General features: G+C 42.4%; 24 protein-coding genes and 1 riboswitch. Of the genes, 18 read left to right on the forward strand and 6 right to left on the reverse strand.

Annotated features, from left to right (window positions below):
- Window positions 1-27 precede the first annotated feature (27 nt).
- The 6 genes from AC3ISE_RS05465 (at window position 28) to AC3ISE_RS05490 (ending at window position 6,018) form a co-directional block, all read left to right on the forward strand.
- Entirely contained in the window at window positions 28-915 is an 888-nt protein-coding gene (locus tag AC3ISE_RS05465; RefSeq protein WP_489223356.1) for a DMT family transporter, read from the forward strand.
- 71 nt (window positions 916-986) lie between these two features.
- Window positions 987-1,116, forward strand: a riboswitch (SAM riboswitch).
- A 169-nt stretch (window positions 1,117-1,285) separates the two neighbouring features.
- On the forward strand, window positions 1,286-2,410 hold the full coding sequence (locus tag AC3ISE_RS05470; RefSeq protein WP_489223357.1) for a methionine biosynthesis PLP-dependent protein: 1,125 nt from the start codon (window positions 1,286-1,288) through the stop codon (window positions 2,408-2,410).
- Window positions 2,397-3,581: a cystathionine beta-lyase gene (gene metC, locus AC3ISE_RS05475; RefSeq protein WP_489223358.1), complete on the forward strand. Its 1,185-nt coding sequence runs from the start codon at window positions 2,397-2,399 to the stop codon at window positions 3,579-3,581. The genes AC3ISE_RS05470 and metC overlap by 14 nt, the downstream gene beginning before the upstream one ends.
- Window positions 3,582-3,773: 192 nt before the next feature.
- Window positions 3,774-4,235 (forward strand): YfmQ family protein, encoded by a 462-nt coding sequence (locus tag AC3ISE_RS05480; RefSeq protein WP_489223359.1) that lies wholly within the window; start codon window positions 3,774-3,776, stop codon window positions 4,233-4,235.
- A 113-nt stretch (window positions 4,236-4,348) separates the two neighbouring features.
- Complete coding sequence (locus AC3ISE_RS05485; protein WP_489223360.1) at window positions 4,349-5,563, forward strand: threonine synthase; 1,215 nt, start codon at window positions 4,349-4,351, stop codon at window positions 5,561-5,563.
- Between the two features lie 80 nt (window positions 5,564-5,643).
- On the forward strand, window positions 5,644-6,018 hold the full coding sequence (locus AC3ISE_RS05490) for a DUF948 domain-containing protein (RefSeq protein WP_070878355.1): 375 nt from the start codon (window positions 5,644-5,646) through the stop codon (window positions 6,016-6,018).
- Window positions 6,019-6,043: 25 nt separating this feature from the next.
- On the opposite strand, the gene AC3ISE_RS05495 is transcribed toward AC3ISE_RS05490, so the two are convergent.
- On the reverse strand, window positions 6,044-6,979 hold the full coding sequence (locus AC3ISE_RS05495; protein ID WP_489223361.1) for a helix-turn-helix transcriptional regulator: 936 nt from the start codon (window positions 6,977-6,979) through the stop codon (window positions 6,044-6,046).
- A 91-nt stretch (window positions 6,980-7,070) separates the two neighbouring features.
- On the opposite strand from AC3ISE_RS05495, the gene AC3ISE_RS05500 reads away from it, so the two are divergent.
- Window positions 7,071-7,595 (forward strand): dihydrofolate reductase family protein, encoded by a 525-nt coding sequence (locus tag AC3ISE_RS05500; RefSeq protein WP_489223362.1) that lies wholly within the window; start codon window positions 7,071-7,073, stop codon window positions 7,593-7,595.
- 514 nt (window positions 7,596-8,109) lie between these two features.
- On the opposite strand, the gene AC3ISE_RS05505 is transcribed toward AC3ISE_RS05500, so the two are convergent.
- Window positions 8,110-9,351, reverse strand: a complete 1,242-nt coding sequence (locus AC3ISE_RS05505) for a helix-turn-helix domain-containing protein (protein ID WP_489223363.1) — start codon at window positions 9,349-9,351, stop codon at window positions 8,110-8,112.
- A 171-nt stretch (window positions 9,352-9,522) separates the two neighbouring features.
- Here AC3ISE_RS05505 and AC3ISE_RS05510 point away from each other — a divergent pair, with 171 nt between their 5' ends.
- The gene (locus AC3ISE_RS05510; protein WP_489223364.1) at window positions 9,523-9,888 is read left to right on the forward strand and encodes a DUF485 domain-containing protein; all 366 of its coding nucleotides are present in this window, start codon (window positions 9,523-9,525) and stop codon (window positions 9,886-9,888) included.
- Entirely contained in the window at window positions 9,885-11,453 is a 1,569-nt protein-coding gene (locus tag AC3ISE_RS05515) for a sodium/solute symporter (protein ID WP_070874917.1), read from the forward strand. The genes AC3ISE_RS05510 and AC3ISE_RS05515 overlap by 4 nt, the downstream gene beginning before the upstream one ends.
- A gap of 79 nt (window positions 11,454-11,532) precedes the next feature.
- Here the strand turns inward: AC3ISE_RS05515 and AC3ISE_RS05520 are convergent, their stop codons facing one another.
- The 3 genes from AC3ISE_RS05520 to AC3ISE_RS05530 are packed head-to-tail and all read right to left on the reverse strand — an operon-like array spanning window position 11,533 to window position 14,636.
- On the reverse strand, window positions 11,533-13,134 hold the full coding sequence (locus tag AC3ISE_RS05520; RefSeq protein ID WP_489223365.1) for a YndJ family protein: 1,602 nt from the start codon (window positions 13,132-13,134) through the stop codon (window positions 11,533-11,535).
- Window positions 13,124-13,723 carry a DUF4166 domain-containing protein gene (locus tag AC3ISE_RS05525; RefSeq protein ID WP_489223366.1) on the reverse strand — a complete coding sequence of 200 codons (600 nt, stop codon included), beginning with the start codon at window positions 13,721-13,723 and terminating at the stop codon, window positions 13,124-13,126. The genes AC3ISE_RS05520 and AC3ISE_RS05525 overlap by 11 nt, the downstream gene beginning before the upstream one ends.
- Before the next feature lie 10 nt (window positions 13,724-13,733).
- The gene (locus AC3ISE_RS05530; RefSeq protein WP_489223367.1) at window positions 13,734-14,636 is read right to left on the reverse strand and encodes a DoxX-like family protein; all 903 of its coding nucleotides are present in this window, start codon (window positions 14,634-14,636) and stop codon (window positions 13,734-13,736) included.
- A gap of 87 nt (window positions 14,637-14,723) precedes the next feature.
- Between AC3ISE_RS05530 and AC3ISE_RS05535 the strand changes: the two genes are divergently transcribed.
- From AC3ISE_RS05535 to AC3ISE_RS05555, 5 genes are all read left to right on the forward strand, one after another.
- A complete protein-coding gene (locus AC3ISE_RS05535) occupies window positions 14,724-15,296 on the forward strand; it encodes a histidine phosphatase family protein (RefSeq protein WP_489223368.1) in 573 nt (190 codons plus the stop codon).
- Window positions 15,297-15,373: 77 nt separating this feature from the next.
- Window positions 15,374-16,228 (forward strand): AraC family transcriptional regulator, encoded by an 855-nt coding sequence (locus AC3ISE_RS05540; RefSeq protein WP_489223369.1) that lies wholly within the window; start codon window positions 15,374-15,376, stop codon window positions 16,226-16,228.
- 346 nt (window positions 16,229-16,574) lie between these two features.
- Entirely contained in the window at window positions 16,575-17,315 is a 741-nt protein-coding gene (locus AC3ISE_RS05545) for a DUF2161 domain-containing phosphodiesterase (protein ID WP_489223370.1), read from the forward strand.
- A 224-nt stretch (window positions 17,316-17,539) separates the two neighbouring features.
- The gene (locus AC3ISE_RS05550; protein WP_489223371.1) at window positions 17,540-18,394 is read left to right on the forward strand and encodes an STAS domain-containing protein; all 855 of its coding nucleotides are present in this window, start codon (window positions 17,540-17,542) and stop codon (window positions 18,392-18,394) included.
- 121 nt (window positions 18,395-18,515) lie between these two features.
- A complete protein-coding gene (locus AC3ISE_RS05555; RefSeq protein WP_489223372.1) occupies window positions 18,516-19,133 on the forward strand; it encodes a DedA family protein in 618 nt (205 codons plus the stop codon).
- A gap of 41 nt (window positions 19,134-19,174) precedes the next feature.
- Here AC3ISE_RS05555 and AC3ISE_RS05560 read toward each other — a convergent pair whose 3' ends face one another.
- Window positions 19,175-20,344 carry an FtsW/RodA/SpoVE family cell cycle protein gene (locus AC3ISE_RS05560; protein WP_489223373.1) on the reverse strand — a complete coding sequence of 390 codons (1,170 nt, stop codon included), beginning with the start codon at window positions 20,342-20,344 and terminating at the stop codon, window positions 19,175-19,177.
- A gap of 276 nt (window positions 20,345-20,620) precedes the next feature.
- Between AC3ISE_RS05560 and AC3ISE_RS05565 the strand changes: the two genes are divergently transcribed.
- The 4 genes from AC3ISE_RS05565 to AC3ISE_RS05580 all read left to right on the forward strand — a co-directional run bounded on the left by AC3ISE_RS05565 (window position 20,621) and on the right by AC3ISE_RS05580 (window position 25,082).
- On the forward strand, window positions 20,621-21,844 hold the full coding sequence (locus tag AC3ISE_RS05565; RefSeq protein WP_489223374.1) for an MFS transporter: 1,224 nt from the start codon (window positions 20,621-20,623) through the stop codon (window positions 21,842-21,844).
- Between the two features lie 171 nt (window positions 21,845-22,015).
- Window positions 22,016-23,605 (forward strand): long-chain-fatty-acid--CoA ligase, encoded by a 1,590-nt coding sequence (locus tag AC3ISE_RS05570; protein WP_489223375.1) that lies wholly within the window; start codon window positions 22,016-22,018, stop codon window positions 23,603-23,605.
- Between the two features lie 65 nt (window positions 23,606-23,670).
- Window positions 23,671-24,414: a hypothetical protein gene (locus AC3ISE_RS05575; protein ID WP_489223376.1), complete on the forward strand. Its 744-nt coding sequence runs from the start codon at window positions 23,671-23,673 to the stop codon at window positions 24,412-24,414.
- Window positions 24,415-24,452: 38 nt separating this feature from the next.
- A complete protein-coding gene (locus tag AC3ISE_RS05580) occupies window positions 24,453-25,082 on the forward strand; it encodes an NUDIX hydrolase (protein WP_489223377.1) in 630 nt (209 codons plus the stop codon).
- Window positions 25,083-25,158: the final 76 nt, after the last annotated feature.

A 25,158-nucleotide genomic window follows, 5' to 3' on the forward strand; every position in this document is an offset into this window, starting at 1 on the left:
CGGTGCAAGGGAGGAAAATGCCTGAAAATGAGGAAATCTGTTCATGTGACAGCAAGTATCTATGCAGCCGTTTCAATTTCTTTCTGGGGAATATCCTTTGTTTCAACGAAAGCTGTTTTAAGTCAGCTAGAACCTTTTACATTGCTTGCTTTGCGCTTTTGTATTGCAGCTGTCTTTTTATTTTTCCTGCTTTTGCTCCTTCGTCAGCCATTCAAAATGAAGGTGGCTCATCTTCCGTCCATTTTTATCCTTTCTGTGCTTGGCATCTTTGTTCATCAAGTGTTTCAAGCAGCAGCCTTACAGTCTATTCAGGCATCGCAAGCGGGATGGATCATCTCTTTTTCCCCGATTTTCACAGCTGTTCTGGCCACTCTCTTTTTGAAAGAAACATTTACGCTTTTTAAAGCAGCGGGCATGACAATTGCTGTACTCGGCGTTCTTTTAATAACTTCATATGGACAAGGCGGGTCTTTACCTTTTCACGCTAACATCGGTTACTTGCTGATGATTTTAAGTACATTGAATTGGGCGGTTTATTCGATTTTGATAAAAAAACTGAAGATCCCATATCCCGCGCTGACAGTTACTTTTTATACATGCTCCTTCGGCTTTATCATGACTCTTCCTTTCTTTTTAAGAAATAATGGCTTGGTTCAGATGGCTTATCTGACAAAGGAAAATTGGACTCATTTGCTGTTTCTCGGAATTTTTGTCTCCGCAGTCGCATACTGGTTTTGGGGCAAAGCGCTCGAAGTCATGGAGGCAACTAAAGTGTCATCTTTTCTGTACTTTGAACCCCTTGCAACTGTGATTGCAGCAGTGATATTGCTGCATGAACCGATTTTGAAGGCAAGCGTGGCCGGAGGTCTTCTGATTATTGCCGGGGTGATGATGGTAAACCGTAAATATTCATAAAAGCCTTGCAAAATATTTGATAATGAGATAAGGTTATAAAAACAATCAATTCAAAAAGTTCATACTATTTATTCTTATCCAGAGAGATGGAGGGTTCTGGCCCTGTGAAATCTCAGCAACCGGAAAAGAACGGGGAATCTTTCTGTTCGAACCAAGGTGCTAAATCCAGCAAGCGCAGGTAATAAGCTTGGGAGATAAGGAGAAGCAATCATTCGATATTAACGTCTTCTTCTTAAATGAGGAAGACGTTTTTTATTTTTATATTATTGGGATGCAGTCTTTTTGCCGGATTAGATGGAATGGCAGTCTTTAGGTTTAAACACACAAATGGAGAAAAACTTGCAGAAACTATTATGGGACGGTGTTGGAAATGTCAGAACGCATTGAAACAATCTTAGCTCAAATTGGAAATCGAAGTGAAAACGCAACGGGAACCGTGAATCCGCCCGTCTATTTTTCTACAGCCTACAGGCACAATGGTATTGGGGAATCAACAGGATTTGATTACGTCCGCACCGGAAACCCGACGCGGCAGATTCTTGAAAAGGCCATTGCAGAGCTTGAGCACGGAGATCAGGGTTATGCATTCAGTTCAGGGATGGCAGCGATTCAGACGCTTATGGCATTGTTTAAAAGCGGAGACGAGCTCATTGTATCCTCTGATTTGTATGGAGGTACTTACCGATTATTCGAACGGGAATGGAGAAAATATGGCCTTGTTTTTCACTACGCAGATTTTAAAGACGGGGACTGTACGCAGCAGCTGATCAATGAACGCACAAAGGCCATTTTTCTTGAGACCCCGACAAATCCTTTGATGCAGGAAACAGAGGTCAGCAAGATTGCGAAAATAGCCCGTGAAAACAATTTGCTGCTGATTGTCGACAACACGTTCTATACGCCGATTCTGCAAACACCGATTTTAGACGGAGCTGACATCGTGATCCATAGTGCCACTAAATATTTGGGCGGTCACAATGATGTGCTTGCCGGTTTGGTTGTTGCGAAGGGAACGGAGCTGTGCGAAGAGCTTGCCCAGCATCACAACGCAATCGGCGGGGTGCTTTCTCCTTTTGATTCCTGGCTCTTGATCCGCGGCATGAAAACCTTGGCTCTGCGGATGAACCAGCATGAGAGAAATGCGGGCCAGCTCGCATCTTTTCTTGAAAATCAGTCTGAGGTGACAGATGTGCTTTATCCGGGCAAAGGCGGAATGCTTTCATTTAGGCTGCAGAAGGAAGAATGGGTCAATCCATTTTTAAAGGCCTTAAAGACGATTACATTTGCTGAAAGCTTAGGCGGAGTGGAAAGCTTTATCACATATCCCGCAACACAGACACATATGGATATTCCTGAAGAGATTCGCGCTGCAAACGGCGTGTGCAACAGGCTTTTGCGATTTTCTGTCGGCATTGAATACGCAGGAGATTTGGAACTTGACTTAACACAGGCATTTGAACTGATGAAGGAGGCGGAGAAAGTTGAGCAACGGTGATTGGAAATTCGAGACGAAACTGCTCCACAATCGTCAAAAGGTGCAAAAAGAAACAGGAGCGGTAAGCGTGCCGATCCATCATTCCTCTACTTTTCACCAATTTGACTTTGATGACTACGGCAAATTTGATTACAGCAGATCCGGAAACCCGACGCGCGAGGCATTAGAAGAAACCATTGCTGAACTTGAAGGCGGCACAAAAGGATTTGCCTTCGCTTCTGGAATGGCGGCCATTTCAACCTGTTTTTTATTGTTGTCTAAAGGCGACCACGTTTTAATAACGGAAGATGTATACGGCGGAACATACCGGATCATTACAGATGTATTGAGCAGATTCGGGATTGAATACAGCTTTGTCGACATGACTGATTTGCACGAAGTGGCATCGCACATCAAGCCGAATACAAAAGTAATCTACGTGGAGACACCGTCTAATCCGCTTTTGAAAATTACCGACATCCAGGGCATTACGAAACTTGCAAAAGCAAATAACTGTTTAACCTTTTTAGACAATACATTTTTAACACCTGTTCTGCAGCGTCCGCTCGAGCTCGGAGTCGATATCGTGCTTCACAGCGCAACCAAGTTTTTGGCCGGACACAGTGATGTCCTTGCCGGTCTTGCAGTAGTAAAGGACGCAGAGCTCGCTGCACAGGTTGGGAAACTGCAAAATGCGTTCGGTGCGGTACTCGGCGTGCAGGACAGCTGGCTTGTCCTACGCGGAATCAAAACACTGAACGTCAGACTTCAGCAATCTTCCGCATCTGCCCGGAAGCTCGCAGAATACTTGTCGAAGCATAAAGCTGTCCGTCACGTGTATTATCCTGGACTAACGTTCCATCCTGGCCACTCCATTCAGCGCTACCAGGCGGACGGACCGGGTGCCGTGCTATCGTTCACACTGGCTGATGAAGATGCGGTCCGCACACTTGTCAAAAATGTGGAGCTCCCAGTATTCGCAGTCAGCCTCGGCGCTGTGGAATCCATTCTTTCATACCCGGCAAGAATGTCGCATGCCGCTATGCCAAAAGAAGAGCGGGAGCGGCGCGGGATCACGGATGGACTGCTGCGCATCAGCGTCGGCCTTGAAGACGCTGACGACTTGATCAAAGACTTTGAGCAGGCATTGGGGAAGCTGCCTGCGCATGCGCATAATAAGTTGAGAGCTTGATAGAGTTTAGGACGATTCCTTTGTGGGGTCGTTTTTTTTTGTGTGTAGGGGATTCATTTCTAAAGACAACTATGAAATGGATGGTCAAAATTATTCCAAATTGGACGGTTATTACATGTGTTCTTAATTGTATAATATTGTCGGACCCCTAGGATGGAATAGATAAGTTATTAAAGTAAAGGTGATGAAAATATGACTTTGGCAGTTTTAATTTCTTTAATTCTAATGAGTGCTATAAAAATAGTAATGACCTGTCTTCCAACTTTTAGTGTCGATTGGCTTATCAGCAAATTTGAGATTCATTCAAAACTCAGTGACTCAAATTCTACAGTAACCATTGATGGGAAATCCTTGAAAGGTGAAGGCAAAATACAAGTAATTAATGATTTTAACGAAGCTGTTTTTTTAAAAAAATATTATATTTATCCTGGGAGCGAGAATTTATTTTTACATCCGGAGAACGGCGGGACTCCAATTATCATTGATACTAAGAGAGGAAAAAAGGATGTTAGAATCTTTATATACAGTTACAAAGATCGCGTTTATGTAGTAAAACGGTTCAAAAAGAAAATAGCAGCCTACAGTCTGCTTTCTGATAGCCTCCAAAACCGTTCGAATTCAGTATCAGAGGGAATAGTGTTATCCTCCTTTTAGTTTGACTATTCAAAAAAGATACGCTATCTTTCTATACATAAGCTGATCGGAAAAACCGAAGGCTCTTAACGTTTATTTGTTAGGGGTCTTTTCTATTATGGAGGGATTTGTTCATGAACTATAGTTATCTATCACATTTAAGCTGTCCGAAATGCGGGACGGAGTATTCAGCGGAGACGATTCAGCAGCTTTGCACGTGCGGGTCGCCTTTGCTGGTAAACTATCATTTGGATGAAGTTAAATCTGTGCTGACGAAAGAAGAGGTAAGTAACAGAGAAAACAGCCTTTGGAAATATCATGAGCTGCTTCCGGTAGAAAATCCGGACAATATTGTATCAATGGGAGAGGGCATGACACCGCTGCTTAAGATGGACAGAATTGGCAGGAAATTAGGTATTGGGCATCTTCTTATGAAAGATGAAGGGCTGATTCCAACGGGTTCTTTTAAAGCGCGGGGCGCTGCTGTAGGCATTTCGAAAGCGAAAGAGCTGGGTGTGAAAACATTTGCGATGCCGACAAACGGCAATGCAGGTGCCGCGTGGTCACTTTATGCAGCAAGAGCGGGAATGGAGCCGTATATAATCATGCCATTGGACGCGCCTCTTATTACTAGAAAAGAAACGGCAATTTCCGGTGCGAATTTGCATTTGATTGATGGGTTGATCAGTGATGCCGGAAAAGTTGTAGCGCAGCTTGTCAGCGAAGAAGGTTTTTATGATGCTTCCACGCTAAAAGAGCCATACCGCATTGAAGGGAAAAAGACGATGGGGTATGAAATTGCGGAGCAGCTGAACTGGACCGTGCCTGATGTCATTTTGTACCCGACTGGCGGGGGTGTGGGCATTATCGGAATCTATAAAGCTCTTCTGGAATTGCAGGAGCTTGGCTGGATCAGCAAGGACAAGCTTCCCCGCCTGGTTGCTGTTCAGGCGGAAGGGTGCGCACCGATTGTAAAAGCATTTGAAGAAGGAAAAATGGAATCAGAGTTCTGGGAAAACTCACAGACGGATGCGTTTGGCATCAATGTGCCGAAAGCGATCGGTGATTTTCTTGTTCTTCAGGGGATTTATGATACGAATGGCTGTGCCATTGCTGTTTCTGAAAAAGAGATTCATGCAGAGCAGTCACAAGTCGCCAAATTAGAGGGCTGTTTTATTTGTCCGGAGGGGGCGGCGACTTTTGCAGCAGCCCGTCTTTTAAGAGAAAGAAACTGGATTAAGGAAGATGAAACCGTGGTCTGTCTGAATACAGGGCAGGGAATTAAATATCCGGAAACAGTTCGTGCTGAAGCACCGCTGCTCCGAAAAGATGAAATGCTGAAACTATAAGCTTCTACTCTTCGCGGCCGAATCATATAATTTACCAATGTACAGCCTGTCTTGTACATAATCGGCCGCGGAGGTGGAACATGTTAATCGAACTAAGTGCTGTCGGAGCTGCATTAGCCTTTATTTGTCTTGTCGGGTATTTGATCCAAACGCTAAGGCGCGGAATGGTTACCCTGGAAGAAACAAATGAGACCCTTGTTGAAGTAAGAAAGGCTGTTCATGATTTGTCGGGAGAGGCTGAGGATCTGATTCACTCTGCCAATCAAATCACTGTTGATGTAAAAAGCAAAATGAAAACGGTAGAACCATTGCTAGAATCTGCTCAGGATATGGGCGAGGTCATTCACAGTGTGACGAACACCGTAAAACAGGCGGCAACAGGGTATGGTTATGGACTTCCGCCGGTGAAAAACGAGAAGGCGCCAAACCGCGAAGTGAAGATTAAGCTGAAATGAAAATTCCCCGCATAGGGGAATTTTTTTAGTTCTTATACTGTTCCTGAATAGCTTTGGCATGCGATAAGATAATCTCAATCAGTTCCTGCGGTTCTTCGACGATAGCGTCTCCTCCAAGCAAATAAAAGTGCCTGGCCATAAAGCTGATTTCATCAATTGGAATTTTGGCGGAAATTGTCCCTGTGCCATCATGATGATGAGTTAGATAATCTGCAAGGTATGGCAGGCTCTTGCATTCCCTCACTCCATTTTTCGTCAATTGGACTTTTAAAGGAATCTGATCCCGTTGTTCCATTTTAGAAAACCATCCATATAGGTTCGTTTTTATAGATTCTTCTGCACCTATTACCTTCACGCTGCAGATTCGGTCGACTCTGAATAATCGGTGATCCTGAGAGCTGTAGTCGTAGGCTGGACAATACCATAATCCATTAGATGCATAAATGCCATAAGGAAAAATGCTGCGAATAGCTTTCCCTTTCTTTCCTTCATACTCTATCTCGATTTGCGACTGGCTGACTGCGCTTTCGAGAATGTTATTTAAAAAAGGGGCATGAATTTTCTGGGGCGGCGCTAAAAAGGAAATGTGATTTTTTATTTCATCTATTTTCTTTTTGATTGTTTCATTAAATGATAAATAAAGTTTATCGGATGCGGCCTTAATCTCCGTTTGAAAGGGCAGGGTCTGGTAGTGCATAAGGTACTCGTATGAAAAATACAGGGCAAGTCCCTCGTCTTCAGTGAAGAAGAGCGGAGGAAGGATATTATTTTTCAAAACAGTGTATCCCCCGTGAGGTCCCTGATCACTATATAGAGGCAAGCCCCATTCTTCAAGCTCTGCTAAATCACGCTGGATCGTTCGTATAGATACTCCAAACTCATTAGACAATTCGCCTGCCGTTACTTTTCTGTTCCGGTTGATATAAAACAGAATACTGAATAATCGCTGAAATTTTGACATGTTTTTTCCTTCCTGATCATGACTAATTCTGTCGTCATTATCTGTCAACATAAAAGCCTAAGTCAATCATTTCTAAAAAGGAGACCTGAATATGAGCAGAAAGATCGTTTTATTTATTGCAATTAGCCTTGATGGATATATAGCCCGTCTGGATGGGGATATCAGCTGGCTTGATGAGGTCGAGGGTGCTGGGGACAATGGTTATAGTGAATTTATTGAATCCATCGATACGGTCGTGATGGGAAAAAAAACGTATGACCATGTTCTTCTTTTAACAAATAATCAGTATCCGTATGAAGGAAAAACAAGCTATGTATTTACAAGAAAAGAAATCGGCACGAGTTCAGATCTTCATTTCACAACGGAAGACCCTGCAGCGCTTGCTGAAAAATTAAAATCACAGCACGGCAGGGATATCTGGCTTGTTGGGGGAGCTGAGTTATTGGACAGTTTTATGAAAAAGAACTTGGTCGATGAGTACATCATCACGACTGCCCCGATTATTTTAGGCGACGGCATCCCGCTGTTTAAGACTAGGAATCCTGAGATCAAACTCAAGCTTAAAAGCAGCAGTAAGTATGGGGAATTTGTACAGAATATTTATGTGAATGCTTGAAAAAAGGGTGTCCCCAATTAATCTTTAAAATGAAGCAGGCAGGAAAAACGATTGTTTTCCTGCCTGCTTTTTTAAAAAATAAATAATGGGATCACTGGCCGTACTCGGCCGGAACAAAATCTCCAATTATTTCGGAAACCCCTCCAATTAATTCGAAAACCCCTCCAATTAAATTGGAAACCCCATCAATTCATTTCAATACAGACAATTTTGTTACTTGCCGGTATTGAAGTTATCCGCTCAGCTCATGCAATCGTTGCTTCATGATTAGATATGATGTCTAGTTTGATTTCCCCTCGGCCAGAACGGATCCGGCAGTAAAGGCAAAAAGCGCCTTTTCTGCCGGATTCTTATCTGCCATGCCTGGGATAAACAGTCGTCTCCGCTTTTCGTATTGTCCAGCTCCGCCTCCTAGCCCCTCGGCCAAAACGGATCCGTCTGTAAAGGCAAAAAGCGCCTTTTCAGCCGGATCCTTATTTGTCTTTCGGGTCTAAACAGTCGGCTCCGCTTTTCTCTATACAAATAGAATCTCATCCGTCAACCGATATTCGCTCGGGGTAATGCTTACGTATTTTTTGAAGGTAGTGCTGAAATAGTTTGGGGTATTAAAGCCGAGTTCATCTGCAATTTGCTCAATTGTTTGATCCGTATGCCGGAGCATCCAGACGGCGCGCTGAAGTCTGACGAAGGTGACATATTCAACAAAGCTTCGGCCGGTTTCTTTTTTGAAGAGTTTGCAGAAATACGGAACGCTGATGTTGATTTGATCAGCGACGATTTTAGTCGTCAGTTCTTTATGGCAGTTAAGAGCAATATAGCTTGTGCACGTATTGATTTGCGGATTAGTGGTTATTTCTTCAAAATATCGAAGCGAGAGCCGATTGTAATGAGGGGTGCGCCTTGCTTTGCGTGCTTCCCGGTAAGAATGGGATAAAAGCAGGGGTTCTCTGTAAATGGAACCGACTCCTATGTATAAATGAATGCCATGTTTATTTTTCAGAACCTCAATCGCCTGAAGCAGTTTGCTTTCGCCTTCATGCCAATTCCTAATGGATGATAAGCCGTGCGGAACCTGGATAAGCATGAGCAAATGTTTTTTGTAAGCGAGAAAAGACGGCTGCTGGTTCACTTGTGAGAAGAGCTGTTTAAAGACTGTCTGAATGAGAAGAGGCGCCGATTCTGCTTTTTCCCTGCTTTGATTGTGAATAAATCCCTGTATGAAGCAAACCGCGTTTGGAACTGTTTCATCAGAAAGATAGGAACGTGCTGCAAACAGCTCTTCTTCTGATTTCACTTCGGCACGGAGCAGTCTCCGCAAAAAAGCTTCTTGAAAAGGAAGAAGGCGTGCGTCTGTCCCTCGGTCTTGTTCCAGCTGCTGAACCATTGAACCATAGTTTGTGATGACTGCGCTTTCATTTTTATTTGACGTCATGACTTTTCTTAAACTTTTAATGAAGGTATGTTTTTTGACGGGCTTCACAAGCATGGTCTGCAGCTGCAGTTCAATAGCAATGGGAGAAGTTTTCAGCATAGATGGATCTAGAAGCGGGAAGATGATGCAGTCATGGTGCTTTTTTTGCAGACGGTGAATTTTGACCCAGTCAAATAACTTTCTGATTTCTACGACAGCTATTTTTAGTGAGGTGTTTATGGTTCCCTCATCAACGTGCGGGGTATCCTCTAGTTCTTCATGTATCCATGTTGTCATTTTTTCTTTTTCAGCTGTTTCTTCCACTATGAATGTAACGTTGTACACGCTTAAATTCCCCGTTCCTTTACAGTATGTCTCTAGTACTAGTATACATGAAATGGATAATATATTAAATATTTATACATTTCTGATAATTTATTGTAAGGTATGCCGTTTCCTTCTATTGTAAAATACAAGCATGCAGTGAAATAGATAAAAACAAAGGGGGAACGGATTTTGGCCGCTGAGTTTAAAGAATATGATTATGTAGAGGCAGGGACGGTTGACGTCCGAGAGCTGGAACCGCTTGATCAGCAGACACGCCATTTGATGAAAAGTGAATTTAGTACAGGCTCGAAACTGACATTGTTTTATTTTGCCTTTATTTTTGCGATGCCGATCCTGAATTGGTTTGCACCCGAGTTTATGTTTTCAAATTTTTACGGCGGAATGACGTATGCCTGGTTCTTTACAGGGATTGTTGCAATGGGAATGGCCTTTATTATTGCTTATATTCATACTGCGTTATATGAGAAGAGATTGAAAAAGAGCCGGATGACAGACAGCTCCGTTCGTCCTTCTAATGGAAGGAGTGTCAACTGATGGCTGCTTTGTTTGAACCTAAAATGCTGCTCACGATTTTCCTGATGGGAACGATCGTCTACATTACGTATCTATCAAAACGGAATGCAACGGCATCTGACTTTTTTGTAGGCGGCCGGAGCTTTGGCTGGTTTACGAATGGATCGGCCATCGGCGGAGATTACTTGAGTGCTGCCACCTTCCTCGGGATAGCAGGACTGACTTTTCAGCTTGGCTATGATGGAGCTTATTACGCCTTTTGTTTCTCAATCGGACTGACTCTCCTTGCAATCTTTGTAGCGGGACCGCTTCGCAGATTTGGCGCTTATACAGTTGCAGATTTTCTTGGCTACCGTTTTCACAGTAAACGGGCAAGACTTGCAGCGGTTGCTGTCGTACTCGCGATTTCAGGTTTCTATGCAGCACCGCAACTATTGGGAGCAGCACAAATCTTAAGTATGTTCTTTGGGACAAGTTATGAATTTGGCATTATTTTTACGTGCAGTGTTATGATTTTCTACGTTGGAATCGGCGGAATGAAAGGGACTACGCTAAATCAGGCGCTGGAATTATGGATTCGTCTCGGCGCATTTATTTTAATGGTAGTAGCGGCGATTTACGGCGGTTTATATTATGAAAGAATCCTTGCTTCTGTCACTGAATTTACAGGAAGCATTGCCGGAACAGCAACGTTTGCACCTGATGGAAAAGACGTTGTTCATGATGGTCAAACCTGGATTGGCACAGGAAACTACTTCCCGTCCTTCTGGCAGACCATTTCAATGACAATCGGGCTTGCGCTGGGTACGATCGGTCTTCCGCATATTCTGCTTCGCTTTTACACAAACCCAAGTGCAAAGGCCGCACGTAAATCAGCTCTTATGGCAATCTTAATTGCAAGCGTTTTCTTTTTCTTCGCTGTTTACCTTGGAGCAGTCGGAAGATCTATTTTCTTAAGCGGCTCAGCGGATCCACAGGTTATGAAGGATCTTGTAGCGGGAGGAAATAATATGGTTATTCCTTCTACTGCACAGGCTCTTGGCGGAGAATGGCTGCTTGGACTTGTCATCGCAGGTGCATTTGCAGCAGTCTTCTCGAACTTGTCCGGTTTATTTATCGCAAGTTCCGGTGCTTTGGCACATGATCTTTATGCAACTTTCTTACGGAAAAATATCACTCAAAAAGAACGTGTTATCGCCGGTAAAGTCTCGATTCTGGTTTTAGGTGTCCTCTATGGAGCGCTTGGTCTTCTTGTAAAAGAAGCATCAATCGGCCACCTTGTTGCACTCGCCTTTACGGTGGCAGCAAGTACATTTACACCTATCTTCATTCTTGGAATCTGGTGGAGAGGCATGACTGAAAAAGGGGCAATTGCGGGACTTGTCCTTGGGCTCCTTTCCTCCATGTACATGATTTTCCTGCCGGCGACTTTACCTGAATTCCTTCAGTTCAGAGTACCAGGACTGATAACCGTCCCAATCGGATTCCTGTCTGTTTACATCGTCTCGAAGCTTGACCGCAAAGTTCCTTCTGACGTAAACGACTTTATGAGAAAAGTGCACTCGAAAGAATCTGAGATTGCTTGATGAATGAAAAAGAAGACCGAATCAGGTCTTCTTTTTATTGCTCATACTTCAATATCATTCCATTCAAAAAACTCCTTCATTAGAAAGAGTTTTTTTGTCTTTTCACAATAGAATAATGAATCGTTAAAAAAGGAATCCGAAAAATCCACATTTTATGCTTCGCGGACAGCCTTCCCTCAGGTGCTTCCCCGACATGAAAAACTTCTTCAATCGGAAGTTTGAACAAGTTTTGCCCGAAAGCCAGATAAACACCGGCATCTGAATCCTGACCCTCTCTTTTACTTGAAAGCTGAAGGTCTTGACCATTCTGCTTAAGTTCCAATATCCCAATCATGACTGAGCGGGGAAGAGGAAGGGCAATATTCATGTAGGTTTTTTCATTAGTCCTATGATAAGAGTAGAGGGCAACAAAAGCAGTTTCTCCATTAACCTTCCGCACCCATGCACGGACAGACTCTCTGTCATCGTTTTCTTTTTTTACCGGATAGATCCTTCCGGTCATTTCAGCCTGCTTGCTTGAAAGCGGAAGGTTGATTTGTTTCACTTGTCTGCTGAACAATCGGTAGACGAAGGCGAATGGTTTGAACCACCTGTGCCAATTTACTTCTGCAAACAGGCGGTATTGATTGGTATTTTCATAAAAGCTGATAATCTCTTTAGACAGGTTTTTCAACGAAATATCAGGTTCATAGATGCCCATATGATCTACTAGTCCCTGGTATTCAGCGTTTCTGTCTGCGATCTCATCCAGTATTTTCTCGCCAATTGCCCGTTTTCCCCTGACTTTACTGATGGGAAAGGCCGGGCCGTCTGCAGAAGAAGGGGTGAAAATAGACCAGCCAATCACACCCAATAAAGCAAATAAGACGCAATTCAGGATGCCATGAAATTTCAGCATAAAGTCAATGGATACGGTGAAAACTCCCCAACCATTTCCCAGGGCATAAGCCAAAGAAAAAAGAATCGTGATCCCAAGTGCTGAAAAGGACAGTCTGATCAGCCATTTCGCCTGTTGAAGCGGCACTTTAAATGAGAGATAGATCAAACTATAAATCCCCGCAATATAAAAAAGGATGGATAACAGTTCAAGCCAGACTGAATAGGCAATCCCCAGTGCTACAATAAACGGCGATACGACCAGGATAGAAGTCGACAGCCGGTAAAATGGAGGTTTCGAAATTCTCCCTAAGAATCCTGCAAAAATCGGCAGCAAAAAGGAAGAGTAGTGAAAGTGAATGCCAGTCAGCCACGTGATAATAGGGGGAAAACCAGTTTCAATATCACCTATATGTGCAAAAAACCATGCCCCGCCGATCATTAACGATAATAGACCGATATCCACTGCAAATTCTTCAAATTGAATAAAACCCCGGCTTAAAAAACGTGAGCATCCATAAGCAGCGACAAGAACCGTAAAGAACAAGTAGACACCTGCAAAAATGACATCAAATGAGGATTCTCCTGTTACTTGCAGGAGAAATACAGATGTATAAGCAGGAATGGAAACATAGGGATAAAGCTTATAAAACCAATCCCCTTTTTTCATGATGAGCTGCAATACGAGCGGAACATAGACAAGCTGTGCTGCCGTAAGCAATAAAAAGTACCATGGCCCCTCATTTAAAAGTATGGAAAGAAGAAAGATGATGCTGTGAATGATGACAAAGCTGCTAAATTTCATCTGCTGTAAACGCTCCTTCATATGAGAAAACGGTGCCGATGACACGGTTTACTACTTTTACTTCTATTAAAAAAACGTCCCTGTCCTCGTCGTAGGATTCTGTTACAAAAGCCAGTCCCTGAAACAATCCCGGCACAGGTATCTCAAGCTTTCCAAGAACAAGCCGCTGACTTCTGGACTCTATTTTTAGTTGCCCGCTGTCATTCACATGAAAGGACAAATCGGAATAGAACAATTTCGGCTCACCCAGGTAATCTTTAATCAAGTTCCTTTTAGAATCCAGACTCATTAAGGCATTGAAATACCTTTTTTTCTTTTTAAAATAAAAGATCCGTTCCCAGTGAACCTGTTCTTCTCCGTCAGCGCCAGTGCGCGGAGTATTTCTGATAACAAACGGAATCTCTTTCCCATACTCCGGAAATAGGAGTTTAAAGCGGACTCCTGCTAAAAAGAAGGGGTACAGCCATTTTGGTCCGCCGTTTATTGTTTTCATCACTCCTTTAGCTGTAAAGGGAAACTCGTACCTTTTTTGAAGCTTTGGATGGAGACGCTGAAATTGATCACCTAATACACTTCTATAAATAGACATCTGAATCTCCTTATCTCTTTCTTTTGCAGCTGCCCGCTGTCGGCAGGTCCCTGCTGTGGAAGAATCCTATGATCGAAAGAATGAATAAAGCGGCATTAAAGGTAATGGGACTGAAGGGATGAATCAGGTTAGCAGGCTCTGCCAGAACAGCTGATAGGGAAAGAAGCGGGAACACGATAATCTGCAGGCCAAATAACCTTCTTTTATTAAACGGCAATAGCCACAGCAGTCCGAATAGAATCTCTGCTATGCCAACAGCAGTAACAATGGAGGAAGCTTGATTCATCGAAATAGGCATCAAGTTTTTCGTCATAGATACTTCTTCTGGATGATGGAAAATTAATTTCGGCACTGCGCCGTGATAAGTCCATATAAAAAAGAAAAGAAAGGAAATAAGCCATGTACTAAAAAAGCGCAAATACTGGGAGGCCGGGGCTTCTCCCTTTTCAAGCCATCTTTTCAGGACATCAAAACTTAAAGCAGTTGCCCAGCCGATTAATGGCCTGAATATGATGGCATCAAAGAACGCACCCAACCTGCCAAAGTTCACTTTATAATCGTATTGTGTCAGAAAAGTGAGTGCGTCCTGGTTTTGTATGTACTTCCAGTATCCCTTGCCTTCTTTGATTAGGGATATTTTTTGATCTGTTCCGAAATGAAGAGATGATGTTCTGGATCCATCCTCAGCGTGAAAGGTTCCGACGCTTTTTCCCCATCCCTGTATGCTTTGGCCGAAGCCAATATTTGTTTTATATAAAAAGTGCTGAGGTTCGTTTTCTTTTTTCGGAAGATAGGTAATGGCTGAAAAACGGAGATCCCAGCTCGAATGCAAGTCTGGAGTTTGTGTTGCACTCCACAGTTTTTCCATGTCTGATCTGACCAAAATTTCAACATAAATTGGTTTTCTTTTCATCGTATTCACCCCTCTTTTAGAGTATCATAATCTTAGATGGAAGAATTAGAGAATGATAGAAATTAATTGAAAGGAATGGTTCTGAATATGACGAAAATAGGGATTATCCGCCATGGGCGTACTGCCTGGAATGTAGAGAGAAGAGCACAGGGGAGCTCAGATATTCCACTTGATGAGAATGGAATCATCGAAGCGGTGAAGCTTGCGGAAAGGTTAAGTTCTGAGGACTGGGATATGATTTATGCAAGTCCATTAGCCAGGGCAAAACAGACAGCCGAATACATAGCAGCAAAGCTTGGGAATCTTCCTATTCAATTTGATGAAAGACTTAAAGAAGTGGATGGCGGACAAATTGAAGGAACGACTGAAGCAGAAAGATTAAAGAAATGGGGAGATCAGTGGCGGGAGCTCGATCTTGGAATTGAAAAGACTGAGGCCGTTATCAAAAGAGGTCAGTTGTTTTTCGATGAATTAATCAAGGAGCACCCTGAAAAAAACATCTTAATAGTCAGCCACGGAATGTTCATCTCACATTTTTTAAGACAGGTGGTCCCTACTTTAGAAATGAAGGATGGACTGAGAAATACGTCAATCTCGACAATTGTAAAAGGAGAAAAGGGATGGGAGTGCGACTTGTATAATTGTACAAGTCATTTGTAAAAGCAGTCACCACAAAGCATTAAATGACAGGATTTATAGAAGCTACATTGGTAAGATTGGACCTGGGAGTGAGTGATATGTCATGGATAGAGTCAATACAGAAGGCAATCGACTATATGGAAGAACATTTGCTTGAAGATATTTCGATTGAACAGATTGCAAAAGAGGCAAATGCTTCAAGTTATCATTTTCAGCGGACATTTACGATCTTAACAGACATTTCAGTTGGAGAATATCTTCGGCGCAGACGTTTAACTTTAGCCGCCCAGGAGCTCGCAAACAGCCGCAGCAAAGTGATCGATCTTGCCTATAAGTATGGCTATGACACTCCCGAATCGTTTACAAAGGCTTTCAGAAGGCAGCACGGGATATCGCCTAGTGAAGCGAGGAAAAGCACTTGTAAACTGAAATTCTACAGCCGCCTGGCCATTCAGGTGAGTTTGAAAGGGGCAGATCCGATGAATTACAATGTGGTGGAACGTAAAGGGTTTGAAGCAGTCGGAATTAAACGTGAGTTTTCATGTGAGAATGAGGAAAATCTTATTGGTATTCCAAAGCTCTGGAATGAAGTCAATCAGGATGGGACCAATGATTTGCTGATGAAACTGAACAACGGGGAAATTAAAGGCGTGATGGGAATATGCGTAGCAGGCAGCAGCAAAATGATGGATTATTGGGTAGCTGCAGAATATAATGGCAAACTGCCTGAAGGTTTCTCAAAACTCACGATACCAGCATCAAAATGGGTTGTGTTTGAAGTTCATGGCCCAATGCCTCATGCGATGCAAAATGCATGGAAGCAAATTATCTCCGAATGGTTCCCGACGAGCGGATATGAGCATGCCGGCACACCTGATTTAGAAGTGTATACAAATGATGATCCATATAGTTCAGACTATTATTCTGAGATTTGGATTCCTGTTAAAGTTTAAAGATCTACAGCACAAGGGATTGTCCAATAGGTCTTTAAAATGGAGCAGGCAGGAAATTTCCTGTCTGCTTTTTTCTGTAGGCTCTTTTCAAACTTTGTTGTTTTTAGACTACATGTTAATAATCTTGAGTGGATTGCAGCGGAAGGAACGGACAATATTTATTATCGAAAACAATAATTTATGCAAAAAAATACTTTCTGGACAGCCCCTGCTTGTCTCATAACTTGTCAGATTCTCATGTCAGGTGATTGATTCGAATTATATTCTTTTACACTAACATTCACCTTTTTTTTCTGAAAAAGTTTATGATAGGGTGAAGAATAATGGAAAACGCGGGGTATTAAAAATGAAACAGGACAAGATTTTAGAAAAGGATTTATATTTGCCGATACAACGATATTTTCTCAAACAAGGCTTTGAAGTGTACGGAGAAGTAAATGACTGTGATCTGGCTGCGGTTAAGGGGGAAGAGCTGATTATCGTTGAACTGAAGCTCAGGCTGAACGTTGAACTGCTGATTCAGGCGGCAAAAAGACAGCGTTATACAGAACGTGTGTATATTGCCATCCCCAAGCCCTCATACAGCCTGCGCTCGAAAAAATGGAAGGATCTTTGCTACTTGGTGAAGCGGCTGGAACTTGGTTTGATTATCGTGTCTTTTCGGCAAGGAAGGGCTCAAGCTGAAATCAAGCTGGACCCATCTTCATTTGATCGCGTCAAAAGCATGAAGCAGAGCAAGAAAAGAAGAGAAAGAATACTGGCTGAAATGGCCGGGCGAAGCGGGGATCATAATATTGGCGGCGTGAACAAAACGAAAATCATGACAGCTTATAAGGAAAGATGCATTCATATTGCCTGCTGTCTCGAAAGGAATGGACCGCTCAGTCCTAAAATGCTCCGTGCCATGGGAACCGGTGATAAAACGCTCTCGATTCTTAACAAGAATTACTACGGATGGTTTAAGAGGGTGAAAAGGGGGACGTATTCCTTGAATGAAACTGGAAAAAAGGAATTGCTCCTGCATGAGGCTTTAAGTGAGTATTATTATAAGAAGATTGAAGAGTGGATCCACGGAGAGAAGACCTGATTTTGAGGTCACGGATGTACTGGGATCAAGCTATCCGGAAAAAATGAAGATGAAAATTTACATTCCTGTTTATTAAACTAATTCAGGCTGAAAAAAGAAGAAAATCCGATTGTTCGAAATACCAAATGGAAAATTTTTTTTGCCAACTATCACAAAAAGGGTTTGAGATTCTAAATGTATAGTACTATCCTTATAGATAGAACATCGTTTTGGAAAGGAGAACCATGCAGACTAAAAACAATTTACACACAACCCTCAAAAAAATTAATGAAGTGATTATAGATCAAAAACAAGAATTGATCCAAACTATAAAAGTAGAAAAGACCATAAAATACCCGAACCTGATCCAGTCAAACAGCCAGGAGCTTTCTAATTGGAGAGAAAAATTAGTGAACGTTTATGCTGAAGCTATTTTGCTCAAGAAGGAGGAATCGATTGTTCTTCTGAACAACTGGGGAAGAGAAACGGCAGATTTGCTGATTGCCATTCAATTTCCGCTTGACCTGGCCATTGAGGAAATCAAATTTTACCGTGATGTGATTGGTGACATCATTAAAGAACAGGCAAAGGCTGACAGCTTATCCCTGGATGAGTTTTATGAGCTTCTTTCATCTTTTGATCATGTTGTAGATCACGCTATCCATTTGATCAGTGTTTTTTATATGAAAAAATACTCGACTAACATTCAGTCTGCCAAAAATGCTGTTGATGAGCTATCTGTGCCAATTGTGAATGTTTCAGAAAAAATTGGGGTTCTTCCTTTAATCGGGGACCTTGATACACAGCGTGCACAAATATTAATGGACGTTGCTTTAACAAAAAGTGCAGAAAGTGCATATGAGTATTTAATCATTGACTTATCAGGCGTACCTGTCATTGACACAATGGTAGCAAACCAAATTTTCAAAGTGCTTGATGCTCTGCAGCTTCTGGGCGTAGAAACAAAGTTGAGCGGAATACGCCCTGAAATTGCACAGACCATGATTAGCCTTGGACTTGATTTTAAAGAGACCAAATCATTTTCAAGTCTGCACCTTGCCTTGAAATTTATTGGATTTGAACAAAAGAATTTAGTATAACCTTACGCGGTATCTCTTTTAGGAGATGCCGTGTTTTTAAAAGGGGTTCTTGCGTTTTAAAAGTTTCCGCATAGGGAAATGATTTTTAGAAAGAAAAGGACGCAGTGAAGGAGTGAGGTCTTTGGAGAACTGGATTACGGATTTTATGGAACAATACGGGTACTTTGGCATCTTTCTGATGATTGCCTTGGAAAACATATTCCCTCCTATTCCTTCAGAAGTTGTGCTGCCATTCGGAGGATTCATGACGACCAATTCAGACATGAATGTGATTGGGGTCATACTCGCAGCTACCGCAGGATCTGTTGTCGGCGCGATCGTTTTATTCTGGATCGGCCTGCAGCTGGATGTTGAACGGCTCGAAAAAATCATTGATAAATGGGGCCATATCCTGAGAGTTAAAAAGAAAGATGTACACCGTGCAGATGCATGGTTTGATAAATACGGCATTTGGACCGTCTTTTTCTGCCGTATGGTGCCTCTGCTCCGCAGCCTCATCTCGATTCCGGCGGGCATGTCCAATATGAATTTCCTGAAATTTGTTCTATTTACTACCTTTGGAACCCTGATCTGGAACATTGCACTTGTTATGCTGGGGGCATCACTTGGTGAAGCCTGGCCTAAAATCAATGAGTATGTCGGCGTGTATTCATCGGTCATTTATGCAGTACTTGGAGCAGCAGCAGTTGTGTTTATTATCTGGTTTATTCGAAAAAGGCAAACGAAGAGTACACATTAATAGGATGAAAAAATACCCAATCTGAATAGATTGGGTATTTTTTATGCAGCCTGTGGCTTGCTGTAGGTCTGCTTAAAGGTATTCATCATCGAAATATTCACAAGCATTCCGGCAGAGATGCAGAGCAGAATCAGTGATGACCCTCCGTAGCTTACAAATGGAAGGGTAACACCCGTAATTGGAAGGAGACCGGCTACCGCACCAAGATTGACGATGGCCTGAATTCCAATCATGGATGAAATGCCAATGGCAAGGAGTGAGCCGAATGGATCCGGACAAGCTTTGCTGATGGCAAAGCCTTTTAACACGATAAACGCAATCAGCCCGATGACAAAGAGCACTCCGAACAGTCCAAGCTCTTCACTGATGACCGCCATAATAAAATCCGTATGGCTTTCCGGCAAGTAGCCATATTTTTGAATGCTGTTTCCAAGGCCAAGCCCGAGCATGCCGCCGCTGTTAATTGCATAATAAGAGCTGACAAGCTGATAGCCTGAATCGGCGATATTTTCAAAGGGATCCAAAAAACCTGTAAATCTTGAAATTCTCTCGGATGAGAAGACGTCAGCTAATTTATTTGTAATAAATAAAAGCATAAGCCCGATTGAAATGGCCATCGCTGTAAAAGCTGATAATTTGATAAAGCTTTTAAGCGTAATTCCTGAACAAAGAATAATGATTGCTGCATTCAATAAAATAATGAGTGCTGTCCCAAAGTCGGGCTGCAGCAAAATTAAAATGAAAATCACAACAACAAATATAACTGGCGGCAGAATGGCATTGTAGAAATCATCCATATATCTCTGTTTTTTTGCAAGCAGTGCTGATAAATAAATTATGACCCACATCTTCGCAAACTCTGCGGGCTGAATCGCTGCTCCGCCTAATTTTACCCAGCTTTGAGCGTTTCCGGCTGTGTGCCCAAAAATCATGACAAACAATAAAGAGCCAATCGATATGTAAAATAAGAGCTTGATCATTTTTTTCTGAAGAAAAATTTTATATGGGAAAAATGAAAGTGCGGCAAACATAATGAAACCTATTAGCAGGGAAATACTCTGCTTTTTGAAAAAATAGCTGCTCGTCACATCATATCTTAAAATGGATGTGATCATGCTTGAGCTGTAGACCATTAGAAGCCCGAATGTGCTTAATAAGAAAATGGCTGCTATTAACGAATAGTCGTATGATTTAAGAATTCTGATGAACATGATGTGGCTCCTCTATTAAATTGGTGTGCAACATAGTAGATGTACCCAAAAATTACAATGAAATAACCTCTTGAAAGCGGATTTTAAAAAAACATTCAAAAATCTTGGCCGTTAAAGTAGGATAAGAGTAAGAGAATGGTAAAAAGGCATCCTTTCTAATTATCGGATAGCGTACAAATTACTTAACATTCTCAGCGGCATAGCCTGAAATTTATCGTGGAGGGGAAGTCCAATGTAAGAATCTGCCCTATATATAAAGAAAGAGGGGTAGTTTACATGAAAAATAAATCGTTTCGCTTTCTTTGGCTCGGTCAATCAATAGCCGGGGGCGGAGATGTTTTTTATATAGTAGGTCTGATTACGCTGCTTTACTTTTATACAGGTTCTGCCGTCTTAATAGCGGCTGTTCCTTTTACTGTCACAATCGGCCGTTTTATCAGCGGATTTTTAGCCCCTATCCTGATTGATAAATATTCGCTTAAAACATTGCTGGTTATTTCGCAGGCGGGGAAGACGGGAATCCTCTTTATGCTGGCGCTGTTTAATGAGTTCACTGGACAATCAGGGCCAGTATATCTGCTTTTTATTTTCGTATTTGTCATCTCTTTTCTGGATGGGTGGGCAGCTCCAGCTGTAAGCGCAATGCTCCCGAGATTGGTTCCATCAAATGAACTTGTGAAAGCAAACAGCCTCGTTTCTATTTTGGATCAGTCTGTTCAGCTTGGGGGCTGGGCAATAGGAGGAATACTGGCTGCTTCAATTGGGGGGAGCAATGTTATCTGGATGACATGTGCATTATTCGTCATCTCAACCATCATGATGGTGCAAATTAAAGATCAGTATTCTGCTGCAGACCACACTGAACCTGCAAAAAAGAAATGGAACTCCTTAAAAGAAGGCTGGCTCTTCATATGGAAAAATCCATCCTTAAAAACGCTCACTATTATTGCTTTTATTGAATCCATTGCCTTTGTCGTCTGGATTGCAGCGATTATCTATATCTATGTAAAAGAACAGCTGCAGATGGAAGAGGAATGGTGGGGCTATATCAATGCAAGCTTTTTTATTGGGTTGATCCTCGGCGGATTCATTGGTTTAAAAGCATCTGCTTTTATACGTGGAAAACTCAGCACCATCATTATGGCTGCAGGATTTGGGTTGAGCCTTTGTACTTTTCTGTTTGGGTTCACGACCATACCAATGCTTGCTCTTTTCATCTCCTTTGCCTTCGGAGTGCTGGAACAGCTGAAGTCCATAGCTATGCAGACCCTGCTGCAAAACAATGCATCAGCTGATCAGCTTCCAAAGGTTTATGCAGCACAGGGTGCCATGCTTTCTTTAACATTCGGACTCGCATCCCTGCTCTTTGGCTATTTGACAGAGCAGACAAATGTGCAGACTGTTTTTGCCGTTTCCGCCTTGATTCTCCTCGGTTCGGCTGTGTTTGCCTTTTTAAGACGCCTGGATTTGAGGGTTTTAACTAAAGTTGATAGACAGTAAGAAGAAGTCGATGCAGGGAGTGACTGCGTCGGCTTCTTGATCTTGTAATTATGCAGCCAAATCTCGATGTGTTAAAGCTTCCGCAATACTTGTTATATAACACATTCTCCCAAATATGCTATAATGACTTTGAAGATAATTGAATATTTCGACGGAAAAGGGGATGGAGAAATGAAGGTGCCTTTGCTGCTGCCGCAATTTTTAGATCGGGCTGTTAAGCTGTACGGGGAGAAAACAGCTGTGATTGATGAGTTAAAAGAATTTACATACGCACAAGTGAATGAAAGAGTCAATCAGCTTTCACGGGGGCTGACGGATTTAGGGATTGTAAAAGGGGACCGTGTTGCTTATCTTGCACCAAACTCATCTGAAATGTACGAGGGATTTTACGGCGTTCTTCAGCTTGGAGCGGTTATCGTTCCGCTGAATACGAGGCTGATACCGGAAGATTATGTTTATATTTTAAATCACAGTGAAACGAAAGTATTATTTGTTGATCATGAGCTTTATGCACAAATTGAGCCTGTCGCAGATCAATTGAAAACGGTTAAAACAATCATTGTTCACGGTCTTGAAATCAGCGGAGATGGTCCGATCGCTTATGAGCAATGGCTGAGTCAATATGAAAAAGATGAAATCGGACGACCTGAAATGGAGGAGGATGATCTGGCCACTCTCCTTTATACGAGCGGAACGACAGGCAAGCCTAAAGGGGTTATGCTGACCCACCGGAGCAACTATTTGCATGCGCTAGCATCCATGCATCATCTTCGGGTTTCAGACCGTGATATTCTCCTTCACGTGCTGCCGATGTTCCATGTGAATGGATGGGGTTCTCCATTTTATTACACCGCAAATGGCGCAACACAGGTCTGTCTTCGTAAAGTGCAGCCGGCTGATATTTTCAGAAAGATCAATGACTATGGCGTGACTGTTATGCACATGGCTCCAACCGTTTTAAACAGTCTTCTTCAATACGCAGAAGTGAACGGCTATTCGAAGCAGCCGCAGGATATTCGAATTGTAATTGCTGGCTCTGCCCCGCCTCCTGCATTTGTAAAGCGGGTGGAAGAGGAATTGAAGTGGGAGTTTATCCAAGTCTATGGCATGACAGAAGCATCTCCGCTCATTACAACTTCCATCATCCGTGATACACAGCAGCATCTCAAGCCAGAGGAAAAATACCGTTTAAAAGCAAAAGCCGGCTATCAGTTCATTGGAAGCGACGTAAGAGTCTTTAATGAACTTGGAGAGGAAGTTAAGCACAACAGTCAGGAAATCGGAGAAATTGCGGTACGCGGAAACGGCGTAATGGAAGGCTATTGGAACAACCAGGAAGGTACAGATGAAGTCATTCGCGGCGGCTGGTACTATACAGGGGACATGGCTGTTGTAGATGAGGACGGAAACATTGAAATTGCTGATCGGAAAAAAGATATTATCATCAGCGGAGGAGAAAACATCTCTTCAATTGAAGTGGAAGGCGTACTGTATGATCACCCTGCCGTGCAGGAGGCAGCTGTTATTTCAGTCCCGCATGAAAAATGGGGAGAAACGCCGCAGGCTATAGTTGTCATAAAAGACGGAATGCTGACAAGCGAAGAAGAACTGATCGCCTTCGCGCGCAGCAAGCTTGCTCATTTTAAAGCGCCGACGAAAGTGATCTTTACAGATGAGCTGCCTAAAACGGCTTCAGGCAAAATTCAAAAAGTTCATCTGCGGAAGGAATTCTGGAAGGAAAAAGAGAAGTTTGTAAACTGAAAAAGCTGAGAGCAACAGACCAGGGAAACCTGGTCTATTTGAAGTGAATAGGAAGGTGATGAAAATTGAAAGCAACAGAGGAAATCTTGTCAGTCTGGAGAAAGTTCGATGAATTTCCGATGGAAACCCTCACTAAGGCATGGTATTTCAGGAGATCTGGTTCAAAAAAGCAGAGAGATGTTTTTTTAATGAAGGAACACAAGGAACAGTATGGCATAACAGGCAACTGTTTTGATTTATCCATCTGGCTGCTGGATGAGTTTGCACATGCAGGAATCGATGCTTACCCGATTGGAGAAGATCACGGAGCAGTCATCGCGCTGGATGAAAGCGGCAGAAGATATTTGTGCGATTTAGGGGATCAGTGGCTGAATCCGATATTGATAGACACTAATGCAGAGGATTTCACTTCGGAAAAACTAAAGAATTTTTTCCCTGGAGCAGAAATAAGAGTGGAACCTAGAGGAGATGATGTAAAAATTACGTACTATCGTCCGAATGGAAAGTCGTCCGAACAAATCTATCAAACTGCTCCGATTGAAAGAACACAATTTCTGGCTGCTGCCGAACTCTCACAAAATACAATCAAGCGGGAGCCGCTTTTAGAAAAAAGAGTTCAACATGGAGAAGAAACAGCTCATTGGGAATTTTATAATTGGAAAAGCTTCTTAAGCACCCAAATTGGATTGTTCGACGATCCGGATGCAGAGACCATAGAAGAATGGGCTGATCGTATTCACCTTAAAACAGCTTATGATAGAGATTTTCTCTTAGAAACGCTGATTATTTATAAAGATATGGGAAGTTAAATGAAGCATTGAAAGAACAGAACTGAGAGGTCATTAAAGTGGAACAAGAATTACTGCGTATTTTTGATGAAAATTACAATCCAATTGGAAAGGCATCCCGCGCCGATGTACATAAGATAGGTAACTGGCATGAAACATTTCACTGCTGGTTTGCAGGAATAGAAAACGACAGGGTGTATCTCTATTTTCAGCTGCGGAGCAAAGAGAAAAAAGATTATCCAAATCTATTTGATATTACGGCTGCAGGCCACATCCTGGCCCATGAAACGATTGAGGATGGAACACGCGAAGTAGAAGAAGAAATCGGCATTCGTGTTTCCTTCTCAGAGCTGGTTCTTCTGGATGTCCTGAAGTATTGTGTGTCTCAAACAGACCTGATCGATAATGAAATAGCCCATGTTTATTTCTATCCATTCAATCTGGCATTTGAGGCATTCACCTTGCAAAAAGAAGAAGTATCCGGAATGGTTCGGGCAGACTTGCATTCATTTAGTGAGCTTATTTCAGGCAGTAGAAGCAGTCTTTTTGTGGAAGGTTTTGAGGTGGACCAGGATGAGACTAGAAGAACAATTCAAACGGAAGTAGATAAAACGAGATTCGTACCTCATGAAGATGCTTATTATGAGAGAGTTTTAGAATTGATTGAAGGGAAGATGAAGAGAAAATAAGGCAAAAATAATCTATTGTTTTCTGAAACTTCATAATCAGCCTATAATGCGGCAGTAGCTTTCAATAGACCCAAAT

This window comes from Metabacillus sp. KH_069 (assembly GCF_057838075.1).